The sequence below is a fragment of the Bellilinea sp. genome (assembly GCF_053501535.1).
The window spans coordinates 1-9,733 of the sequence record NZ_JBRCOK010000012.1; the positions used below are offsets into that span (position 1 = coordinate 1).

The 9,733-nt window shown below is 55.2% G+C and carries 11 protein-coding genes; 10 read left to right on the plus strand and 1 reads right to left on the minus strand.

What is annotated here, in order from left to right; all coding sequences use genetic code 11:
• From ACWIZX_RS00930 to ACWIZX_RS00940, 3 genes are all read left to right on the plus strand, one after another.
• The coding region (locus ACWIZX_RS00930; RefSeq protein ID WP_448334520.1) for a hypothetical protein at positions 1–187 on the plus strand (187 nt) is incomplete at its 5' end.
• 13 nt (positions 188–200) lie between these two features.
• On the plus strand, positions 201–1,118 hold the full coding sequence (metA, locus tag ACWIZX_RS00935) for a homoserine O-acetyltransferase MetA (RefSeq protein ID WP_448334521.1): 918 nt from the start codon (positions 201–203) through the stop codon (positions 1,116–1,118).
• A gap of 12 nt (positions 1,119–1,130) precedes the next feature.
• Complete coding sequence (locus tag ACWIZX_RS00940; RefSeq protein WP_448334522.1) at positions 1,131–2,423, plus strand: O-acetylhomoserine aminocarboxypropyltransferase/cysteine synthase family protein; 1,293 nt, start codon at positions 1,131–1,133, stop codon at positions 2,421–2,423.
• 4 nt (positions 2,424–2,427) lie between these two features.
• Here ACWIZX_RS00940 and ACWIZX_RS00945 read toward each other — a convergent pair whose 3' ends face one another.
• Positions 2,428–2,616, minus strand: a complete 189-nt coding sequence (locus ACWIZX_RS00945) for a hypothetical protein (protein WP_448334523.1) — start codon at positions 2,614–2,616, stop codon at positions 2,428–2,430.
• A 428-nt stretch (positions 2,617–3,044) separates the two neighbouring features.
• Here ACWIZX_RS00945 and ACWIZX_RS00950 point away from each other — a divergent pair, with 428 nt between their 5' ends.
• The 7 genes from ACWIZX_RS00950 to ACWIZX_RS00980 all read left to right on the plus strand — a co-directional run bounded on the left by ACWIZX_RS00950 (position 3,045) and on the right by ACWIZX_RS00980 (position 9,665).
• The gene (locus ACWIZX_RS00950; protein WP_448334524.1) at positions 3,045–5,822 is read left to right on the plus strand and encodes a hypothetical protein; all 2,778 of its coding nucleotides are present in this window, start codon (positions 3,045–3,047) and stop codon (positions 5,820–5,822) included.
• A gap of 7 nt (positions 5,823–5,829) precedes the next feature.
• Positions 5,830–6,690 (plus strand): Ig-like domain-containing protein, encoded by an 861-nt coding sequence (locus tag ACWIZX_RS00955; RefSeq protein WP_448334525.1) that lies wholly within the window; start codon positions 5,830–5,832, stop codon positions 6,688–6,690.
• Between the two features lie 23 nt (positions 6,691–6,713).
• A complete protein-coding gene (locus ACWIZX_RS00960) occupies positions 6,714–6,917 on the plus strand; it encodes a hypothetical protein (RefSeq protein ID WP_448334526.1) in 204 nt (67 codons plus the stop codon).
• A 4-nt stretch (positions 6,918–6,921) separates the two neighbouring features.
• A complete protein-coding gene (gene cas6 / locus ACWIZX_RS00965) occupies positions 6,922–7,182 on the plus strand; it encodes a CRISPR system precrRNA processing endoribonuclease RAMP protein Cas6 (RefSeq protein WP_448334527.1) in 261 nt (86 codons plus the stop codon).
• A gap of 190 nt (positions 7,183–7,372) precedes the next feature.
• The gene (locus ACWIZX_RS00970; RefSeq protein WP_448334528.1) at positions 7,373–8,950 is read left to right on the plus strand and encodes an SdrD B-like domain-containing protein; all 1,578 of its coding nucleotides are present in this window, start codon (positions 7,373–7,375) and stop codon (positions 8,948–8,950) included.
• Positions 8,951–9,173: 223 nt separating this feature from the next.
• Positions 9,174–9,410: a type II toxin-antitoxin system HicB family antitoxin gene (locus tag ACWIZX_RS00975; RefSeq protein ID WP_448334529.1), complete on the plus strand. Its 237-nt coding sequence runs from the start codon at positions 9,174–9,176 to the stop codon at positions 9,408–9,410.
• A 117-nt stretch (positions 9,411–9,527) separates the two neighbouring features.
• Entirely contained in the window at positions 9,528–9,665 is a 138-nt protein-coding gene (locus ACWIZX_RS00980; protein ID WP_322792249.1) for a hypothetical protein, read from the plus strand.
• Positions 9,666–9,733 lie beyond the last annotated feature (68 nt).

A 9,733-nucleotide genomic window follows, 5' to 3' on the forward strand; every position in this document is an offset into this window, starting at 1 on the left:
TCGGTTTTTGAAAGAAGCGGCAGTTAGCCGCAAAAAGGATATTGATTTTTCAGACCAAAATGGTTATCATAGCGCCATTGTGTTGAGCGGTTACCCCCCCTCGAAAAAAACTCGAATATTCGTCAAAAAACCTCCGCCATCGCGGCAGGTGTTAATTCATGATATGTTGAGGTCAAAGAGCGACTGACAGGAGGTGCCCAATGCCGATCAAGATTCCCAATGGGCTGCCCGCCCGAGAGATTCTGGCAAGCGAGAATATCTTTGTGATGGATGAGGAGCGCGCCGTCCATCAGGACATCCGCCCGCTTCGCATAGCCATTCTCAACCTGATGCCGACCAAAATTGCCACCGAAACGCAGCTGCTGCGCTTGCTGGGCAACACGGCTTTGCAGGTGGAAATTGCCTTCATGCGCACGGCTTCGCATCACAGCAAAAACACCCCCGAAGAGCATCTGCTGACCTTCTACCGCACCTTTGAGCAGATGCAAACCGAAAAGTACGACGGCTTTATCGTCACCGGCGCCCCGGTGGAGCATCTCCCGTTTGAAGAGGTGGATTACTGGAGCGAGCTGCAGGAAATCATCGAGTGGAGCAAGCACAATGTCTTTTCTACCTTCTTCATTTGTTGGGGGGCGCAGGCGGCGCTCTACCACCAGTACGGCATCCCCAAATATCCACTTCCTCAAAAGATGTTCGGGGTTTTTGAGCATACCTTCAACCGGCGCAACATTCCGCTGCTGCGCGGCTTTGACGATGTATTTTACGCGCCGCACTCCCGCCATACCGAAATCCGCCGCGAGGACATCCTTCAGGTGGACGAACTGGAAATCATCTCCGAATCGCCGCGCGCCGGGGTGTATATTGTTCTGCGGCGCGACGGCCGCCAAATTTTCGTCACCGGGCATTCCGAGTACGACCCGCTCACGTTGAAATACGAGTATGACCGCGATGTAGCGTTGGGGCTGCCCATTCAAATCCCCGAAAACTACTATCCCAACAATGACCCGACCTGTCCGCCGGTAGTGCGCTGGCGGGCTCATTCCAGCCTGCTGTTCGCCAACTGGCTGAATTACTACGTGTATCAGGAAACCCCATACAATTTAGACGAAATTCAATAGGAGGCTTTTATCATGACCGCTGACTCTGCTCAACGCTCGTTTGGCTTTACCACCCGTCAGGTTCACGCCGGCCAAACCCCCGACCCGGCCACCAACGCCCGCGCCGTACCGATTTATCAGACCACATCCTATGTATTTAAGGATACCGACCATGCCGCGCGCCTCTTTGCATTACAGGAATTCGGCAACATCTATACCCGCATCATGAACCCGACCAGCGATGTGTTTGAACAGCGCATGGCCAACCTGGAAGGTGGGGTGGGGGCGCTGGCGGCCAGTTCCGGCCATGCCGCGCAGATGATGGCGATTATGACTCTCTGCGGGCAGGGGGATCACATCGTTTCGGCTTCGACCCTGTACGGCGGAACGTACAATCAGTTTGCCTACACCCTGCGCAATTTGGGTATTGAAGTGACCTTTGTGGACCCTTCCGAGCCGGAGAATTTCCGCCGCGCCATTCGCGAAAACACCAAAATTCTCTACGGCGAAACACTCGGCAACCCGCTGATCAATGTGTTCCCGTTTGAAGAGGTTGCTGCCATTGCTAGAGAGTACGCTATTCCCTTGATGATTGACAATACCTTTGCTACCCCGTACCTCTGCCGCCCGTTGGAGTGGGGGGCAAATATTGTCGTCCATTCGACCACCAAGTTCATCGGCGGTCACGGCACCAGCATCGGCGGGATGATTGTGGACGGCGGCAATTTTCAGTGGGCGGGCAACCCGCGTTTCCCCAACTTCAACAACCCCGATCCGAGCTACCACGGGCTGGTTTATGCCGATTTGGGCGAGCCGGCTTTCATTCTCAAGGCGCGGGTGCAAATTTTGCGGGATGTGGGCGCCTGCCAGTCGCCGTTTAATTCCTGGCTGTTCCTGCAAGGACTGGAAACGCTCAGCCTGCGCATGGAGCGGCATGTCTCGAATGCGCAAAAGACAGCCGAGTTTCTTTTAGGTCACCCCAAAGTGGCATGGGTTTCTTACCCCGGTCTGCCCAATCACGCCGACCACGAACGGGCGAAGAAATACCTGCCCAAAGGGGCCGGCGCCATCCTCGGTTTTGGCGTGCAGGGCGGGGTGGAAGCCGGGCGGAGATTCATCAACAACCTGAAGTTGTTCAGCCATCTGGCCAACGTGGGGGATGCCAAAAGTCTGGCGATTCACCCCGCCAGCACCACCCACAGCCAGTTGAGCGAAGAAGAGCAGCGCAGCGCGGGCGTAACCCCGGATTTCATCCGATTGAGCATCGGCATAGAGGATATCGAGGACATCCTTTGGGATTTGGATCAGGCGTTGAACGCAGCGTAAGATTTCAGGTCAGTGCAGCGCGACTTGTGCGGAAAACTGCTCCCCCGCCGGAAAGCAGGGGAGCGTGTTTTCCGGTGGTTGTTGCGGCTGTGCCTTCTTCTCGAAAGGCGAACCGAATCAGGGTGCATCTCCGGCGCAGCAGACACATCCATAAAATGGTGAGATTGAAGAGCAAGGAACTCAGGATATCCATAAAAAACACCGTATTCAAACTGTATTTTGCACTTAAAAACTGTAGGATGGGAAGAGGGGCTGTGAAAGAGCCAGCTGCAAACCTTAACCAGTTCTTAAACAGTGTGGGGCCGGCCGGTTGATAGAATGAATATGGGTGCAAAAACGCCGTAATGATCGGATTGGTTCAAAGGACATACCGGCATTTGTTCGGATTTAGACCGTTTAGGTTAAATTCTTTCCTTTTTCTTTGTGCCGTCTTCGGTCGAGGGAGGGGGAGCTGTTTCAATGTCCGGTGGGTTTGGTATGGATCACAAACTTGTTAGAAGCAATGTCCGGCCCAAAATTTGAGGAAAAAATTTGGGTAAATTGGATTGAAATTGGTTGATAAAAAGATTAAAATTACCTCAAGAATATACTTTTTGTTGCACCCGATGGCAGGAGATCATCATGAATTCAAAAATCCTACATTTTGCATTGATTTTTCTTGTGTTGCTCGGCGGGTGCAACTTACCTCAGCCAGTTCAACCTACCTCAACCACTTCAACCTCCCCAGTTTCCCAAACACTTTCGTCCCTGACAGAAAACCCGGCTACCCCGCAAGAAGTCATTGACTTGCGTATGGCATCTATCCTCAGCCCGCTCAACGGCGAAACCTATCCTTTGCTGGCTGCCCTGCCGGTAGTGACCGTTGTGGTCAGCAATTCGCCGGTAATTACGCAAGAATTGTTGGTCAACGGTGAGGTAGCCGTGACCCAGCGCGGCGAGGAAGTATCCCCGCAGCTGGATTGGGCGGCCATCTCCCCCGGCACAAAACAGTTGCAGGTGCGCGCCCAAACCGAAGATGGGCAGGTGTTCTTTTCCGAAACGGTTGAAGTGGTCATTTCGCCCCAACCTGTCGGTTTTGACCTGCTGCACACAACCGCTGCCGGTGAGACGCTCAACAGTCTGGCAGCTCAATTTGGGCGTGCGCCGTCCGAAATTCTCGCCAGCAATCCCGGTTTATCGGCCGCGCCGGACGATCCCCTGCCGGCTGATCTCCTGCTGCGCATTCCCTTCCGCCCGATTCTCCCGCCGGGCTTTCTGACCGAAACCGCAGCAGAAAACCCAGCTCCATCATCCGTCCCCGCGCTGCCGCCTTTTTCTCCGGCGAAACCTCCTTGGGTAGATTTGAAATCTCCGCCCGTTTTTGAAAAGGTTTATTACTATCTTTCGCTCAACGGCGGGCCGTGGAATCGAGTGCCGCGCGAAGGGCAATTTCTCACCCCATCAACGGGGTACTTCAATTTGGAAGAAGCCCTGAAGGGCTTGGTCGCCGCGCCTTCTGAAGGGACGCTGCGCGTTGAAGTGGATGCCTGGGGCTGGAGCGGCGGCGCTTTAATCTACATCGGGCGTTTTGAAAGAATTCTCACCGCGCAGGCTGGCGGCGAGCCGTGGGTAATCCTGCCGGGTGAATTGAAAATCTGCGACCTGTCTGCCCCCACTTGCCGGCAAGGCTTGGGAGAATTCAGGGAAGCGGCCAGCGATTTTGACGCAGTTACCCGCGAGCTGCAATGGGTGCCCCCGTCCGGCGCAAGCGGCGGCATCTGGCAGGTTTCGCGCTTCCCGTACGGCGAGGTCTGCACGCCGCAACCGGGCGGTGTGTTCCAGTCGGGAAGCGTGAGCGTCAATTCCTCCTCGAATATTATTTTTGAAGTATCCTTTCCCGCACCGGGCAGTGACCTTTACAGCATACCCATTCCGCAGCCGGGCGGGGGAGTGAACTACCTTCCCAGCGCCTCGTTTCCGCAGACCTATTATGTTCGCGTCCTGCCTGTGTTTAATGAAAACGTGAAGTGTGTTCCTTCCAACACCGTTACCATGACCCTTGGGGGAGAACGGCCTGAAATCACGGTTCAAACGCCCACCCCGCAGCCTGCCGCCCCCGTCCCGCCGGAATTGTTCGATGTTCAGATTGTGGATTTCAATCCGATTCAATTTCCGGATTATCAATATCAGTATTGTGTGCAAATCGTCGAAAACCCATTCTTTGAGAAAAAAGCCGAGGTGGTGGATAGCTGGCTGAGCGGTCCCTATGTGGTCGCTGGGCAGATTATGATGCTCAAAGACATTCCGCCCGGCTCCATCCTTTGTCCGCAACCGTATGTTTATCAGGAACCGTCTTTTCTTGAAAAAGCCGGTCAGTTCCTGAAAGATGCCCTCAATACCATTTCTCAAGTCTATGAAGTTCTCAAGGGTTTGGCGGTAAAGTTACTGGTCAAAGCCATTCCTTACTGTTATGCCGGCGAATTTATTGAGGCGTATAAAAGCGAAATTGATGCGGTTTGTAACACCGCCGCCGAAGTGATTGTTCAGGCCGCTATGACCTACGTGGGGCTGCCGCCGAGCATACCCAACTATGAGCAGCTCAAGGATACCGCCAAGGGCAAAATTACCGAACTGGCTGTTCAGCAGCTGGAAGAACAAACCGGACTGCCGTGTATTGAGATTTGCGAAGATTTTATCCGGGATCGAGTAGATGAAGTTTGGGCAGCAGGAGAAGGACTGCTCAGCAGCCAGCAACAGGGTTGTGTTGGCGCACAAGAAGCCCACAGCCGCGGCTTTGAACCGCTCTGTCTGCCCGGCATTGTCAAGACTGCGCCGGTGCCGGAGTCGCTGTACCTGCCGGCCACGGTGCAGGTGCGCGTCACGCGCCGCGCGGATGTTCCCGATTCAGCGCTGCCCAACGGACTTTTATTCAATACCACTTGCCGATTGAACATTTCTACCCCCTATGCCAAAAACGACGCCTACACCGGGCAGAGTATCTTTGTCGGAAAAGACTACTACACCAACCAGCTGGTGTACTGGCAGGGTGAGACGCTGACCGCCGAGTATCTCTTCAAAAACGATGGGATCGGACTGGATTTTAACGAATTTACGCCAGGCAGCTCACAGGATTTCTACTTTGCGCTCGAACCCAACGTTTCAAAATTACCGCCTCTAGGGAATGCCGGCAAATTCTGGCTGCCGGGCCGTCTCAAAATCTATCAAGATTACCTGCAGAATAACTATGGCTCGGCTTACTGGGTTGCCAACGATGACTGGATGTATTACTACCTCGGTGCGCAGTTAACCGTCGAGGCGAACGCCTTTTGTATAACCAAACCCAACAGCAAACAAAACCTGGCGCCTTCCTACAGTTCAGTGAAAGATACGTGGGTGGAGCAGATTTCTGCGGAAAAGTGAGTCTGCTATGAAACGAAACTTTTTGCCGATCCTTCTACTTGCCGTACTGATTTCTGCCTGCGGCGGCCGCTTGCCCGCTTCACCCACACCAACCGCTCCTGCCGTGAGCCAGTTTCCGCAGGCGTGGATCGACTCCCCGCTGAACGGCAGCACACTGCCCCTCGGCGAAGTGGAGATCATTTCTCACGCTGCCAGTTTGGCGGGAATTGCACAGGTGGAATTGAGCGTGAACGATGTTGTAATCCGCACGGATGCCAACCCTTCCCCAAGCGAAACGCTCAACCTGGTGCGCCAGATCTGGCTGCCCGGCGATCAGGGAAATTATCAAATCAGCGTGCGCGCCAAAAATACGCTCGGCGAATGGAGCGCGCCTTCCAAAATCAATGTGATCATCCAGGGCGTTCCTACCCAAATTCCCACCGTCACCTTACCTTTGACCCCTACCCCAACTTCCTCCGCGACGGCTACCGTTACTCCCAGTGAGACGCCTTCTCCGACCCCAACGGCTTCTCCCGCCGGTCCGCCGGTGATTGTGCTGGTCAGAAATTCTTTCTGCCGGTTAGGGCCGGGGCAGGATTACCGCGAAATCACCGCCCTGGCAGCCGGGGATACTGCTGAAGTGCTGGGCATCAGCCAGGACCGCTTCTGGCTGTTTGTGCTCTGGCCGAAGTTCAATGTGCGCTGCTGGATTGCGGCTTATGCCGCTCCGCCAGACGTGGACTTGAGCGGTGTTCCCGTCCGGGCGGCGCCGCCCACTCCTACGCCTACCGGAGCAGTGGAAGCAACTGCGATTCCTTCAACACCCGCGCCGACCATACCCCTGCCTACCAACACAGTGCCGCCGACAGAAACACCCTATAAACCCTAAGAATCGGCCGGGCAGCTGCGGCTTTGGGTGGATTTCCGGCCCTGCCGGCATCGTTCGGTGGTGAAGAGGCGGGTGAACCGCACGCGTCCGGGCGGTTGTATTTGCCCGCCCGGCGGGCGCCTTGTCCCGCCGTTGGTTGGGGGTGTAAATGTCTTGAAGCGGTGTTCGATGCGCTGCTCAAACGGCTGGACGATTTAGCCGAACGGGTATCAGCGCGCTTAGGATGAGCGGGTGCGGCTGCGTCAGCTGGCGCGGCAGGTGCAGCTGGTGGAAAATCACACCGAGTGGGTGGAACTGTCCAGCTCGTCCAGCCGCAGCGGGCGGGAAACGTGGATCAGCGGGCTGGTTGGGCGGGCTGTGTATCAGGCGCCGGTCGAGGTCTGGCAGGCGTTGGGGGAGTGGCTGGCCTGGGCTGAAATCGTTCAGGTCGGCAAGGACACGGTCAAGGGCAACGGCGTGGTGCGGGTAGGCGGCTTTGCCGTTGGCGGATAAGGCGCCGCTCAACACAAAGGCGCAAAGACGCAGAGAACAGCAAGAAACCTCTCCTGGCGGAAAATCTCTGATGGAAGAATTGATCCCGGATGGGTGTCAGCTTACAAAGGTGTAAAGGCTGGCCAGCTGGGGTCTCGATATAATTTCTTAAGAGGAAACGGTCTTTTTTTGGTATTATGGAGGCATCAGGATGAAGAAATTCTTCTCTATCTTTTTTGTGCTGATTTGTATCGGGCTGGTTTTGTCCTTAACTTTTTACCCGTTGACGGGGAAAGTGATTGCGTCAGGCGAAACTCCGCCGTCTTACCCGATGGGGCCAGATCTGGAGCAGTTCCCGGCCGGTTATAACCCTTTAACCGGGCTGCCGGTGTCTGATCCGTCCTGGCTGGAGCTGCCGGCCGTGCTGGTATCTTTGGCTCACTTCCCCCCTACCGTCCGCCCGCAGACCGGCCTTTCGGTTGCTCCGCAGGTGTATGAAATCTACATCACCGAGGGGATGACCCGCTTTCTGACCGTCTTTTACGGCGAAGCGCCCCAATTGCTGCCCACTCCGGCCGGGCTGACCCCGCGCGCCGAACCGCTGCGTCTCAACGGCGCTGCTTTGGGAGGCCGCGTTTGGTGGGACCGCAATGCCGATGGCGCTCAACAGCCCGATGAACCCGGGCTGGGCGGCATCGAGCTGCAGCTGGTGGAGTTGGGCGGCAGTGTTATCCGCACGGTTTTGACAGATGGCAACGGCTACTACGCTTTCTCGCCGCGAATCGGTAAATTGTATGCCGTGCGGTTGCAAATCCCCGAGGGTTTTCGTCTGACCTCCGGCGGCGCGGAAGTACCTGTTCAGGACGGCAGCGCACACAACGTGGCGCAAACCAGGGTGTTTACCTTCCGCCAAACCGATCTGAATCTCGATTTTGGTCTGGAATGGAATCAGATGACGAACGGGTCGGGAGAAAACCAAAACCAGAGCAACGCCATTGTGGGAATTGAACAGCCGCAAGATGCGGGATTGGCCGGCGTGCGCTCCGGGCGCGAGGCCTATGTGCCGATTGCAGCTGCTTTTCCCAACGGCTGTCTGGTTGCGGCAAGTAAATCGGCGGAAGTCAACCTGCGCATCTGCCGCAATGTGTTCGGCAGCAACCCGCAGGACATCAACAGCGCCGGCCTGTCGGTGACTCAGCTGCGCCGGCTGGCGGAAGCCAACCGCAACCCCAGCGCGCCGCCCAACTATTCGGGCAATGTGTTTGACCCGCAGCCGCCTGCCGGGGGTCAACCCGCCGATCAGGTGAATGTGTTTTACGCCTATCTGAATCAGGCGCGCTGGGTGTACGATCCGGTTGCGGGGGCTTACTGGCGCTATCAGGATTACGGCGACGAAAGCCGGGTTGGGCAGTTCGTTCCGGCAACCGACCGACTGACCAACCGGCCTGTGCTTTTTGAAAATGTGGTTGTCCTGTTTGTCGAACATACCGCCCGCACGCCGACCATCATTGACCTGAACATGCAGCCCGGTACAAAAGGCAAAGCCGTTGTCTTCCGCAACGGGCAGGTTTATACCAATGTTTATTGGAGCATGGTGGGCGAAGACTATGAGAAAACCACCGGTTTAGCGCGGCCGGTGCGCCTGCGCTATGCCGACGGCCGGCCTTTCCCGCTGGCTCCGGGTCAAACCTGGCTGCATATTGCCACCACTAATTCGACGGTTTACGAGGAAACTGGTCAGCCGGGGGTGTGGAAGTTCCGCTTCTATCCGCCCAAGGGAGCAAAATAGAGGTTAAAATACGATCAGAAAGTCCAAATCATTAGGGCGGGCTTGATTTGCTGATCAATCCGCCCTGACGGCGTCTGAATGGACATGCTTTCATTAGCACTATTTTTTTTCGTGCTTTTTTTGACAATGTGCACGAAAAAACGGCGTGTTGATTAAAGATTTCTTGAGCTGTGTACTTAGTTGTGTAATTTAGCAGTGAGATATTGAGGCATGGAGACAAAAAATGTTGCCCGAATACCTTAACAAAGCAATGCAACTGGCAAAATATGCATTATTACCGGACGGAACTTATTACGGAGCGATTCCGGGTTTTAGCGGCGTTTGGGCAAATGCGAATACGCTGGAGGAATGCCGCGAGGAACTGCAAAGTGTTTTGGAAGATTGGCTTGTGCTGGGTCTGCAGCTGGGGCATCCTCTGCCCGAAGTGGAAGGTATGCGTTTAGAGTCGGATGACGACTGATCCGTAATCTTCATGCTGGACGGGGGAGGATGCAGCCGAAAATATCCATCAGGCTGGAGATCGGCGACTTCCCAATAGATGCGTTTAATTTAATGGTCAGAGGAGTGCAGAGATCTGTTGCTGAAAATCCATTCGGGGATCGAGCTTGAGAATGAGCAGAGTCGGTTTTTGAAAGAAGCGGCAGTTAGCCGCAATAAGGATATTGATTTTTCAGACCAAAATGGTTATCATAGCGCCATTGTGTTGAGCGGTTAACCCCCCTCGAAAAAAACTCGAATATTCGTCAAAAAACCTCCGCCATCGCGGCAGGTGTTAATTCATGA

What these genes read in the sequence shown, in the direction of transcription:
- metA (WP_448334521.1), top strand. Translation starts at nt 201, where the DNA reads ATGCCGATCAAGATTCCCAATGGGCTGCCCGCCCGAGAGATTCTGGCA.
- ACWIZX_RS00940 (WP_448334522.1), top strand. Translation starts at nt 1,131, where the DNA reads ATGACCGCTGACTCTGCTCAACGCTCGTTTGGCTTTACCACCCGTCAG.
- ACWIZX_RS00945 (WP_448334523.1), bottom strand. Translation starts at nt 2,616, where the DNA reads ATGGATATCCTGAGTTCCTTGCTCTTCAATCTCACCATTTTATGGATG.
- ACWIZX_RS00950 (WP_448334524.1), top strand. Translation starts at nt 3,045, where the DNA reads ATGAATTCAAAAATCCTACATTTTGCATTGATTTTTCTTGTGTTGCTC.
- ACWIZX_RS00955 (WP_448334525.1), top strand. Translation starts at nt 5,830, where the DNA reads ATGAAACGAAACTTTTTGCCGATCCTTCTACTTGCCGTACTGATTTCT.
- ACWIZX_RS00970 (WP_448334528.1), top strand. Translation starts at nt 7,373, where the DNA reads ATGAAGAAATTCTTCTCTATCTTTTTTGTGCTGATTTGTATCGGGCTG.
- ACWIZX_RS00975 (WP_448334529.1), top strand. Translation starts at nt 9,174, where the DNA reads ATGTTGCCCGAATACCTTAACAAAGCAATGCAACTGGCAAAATATGCA.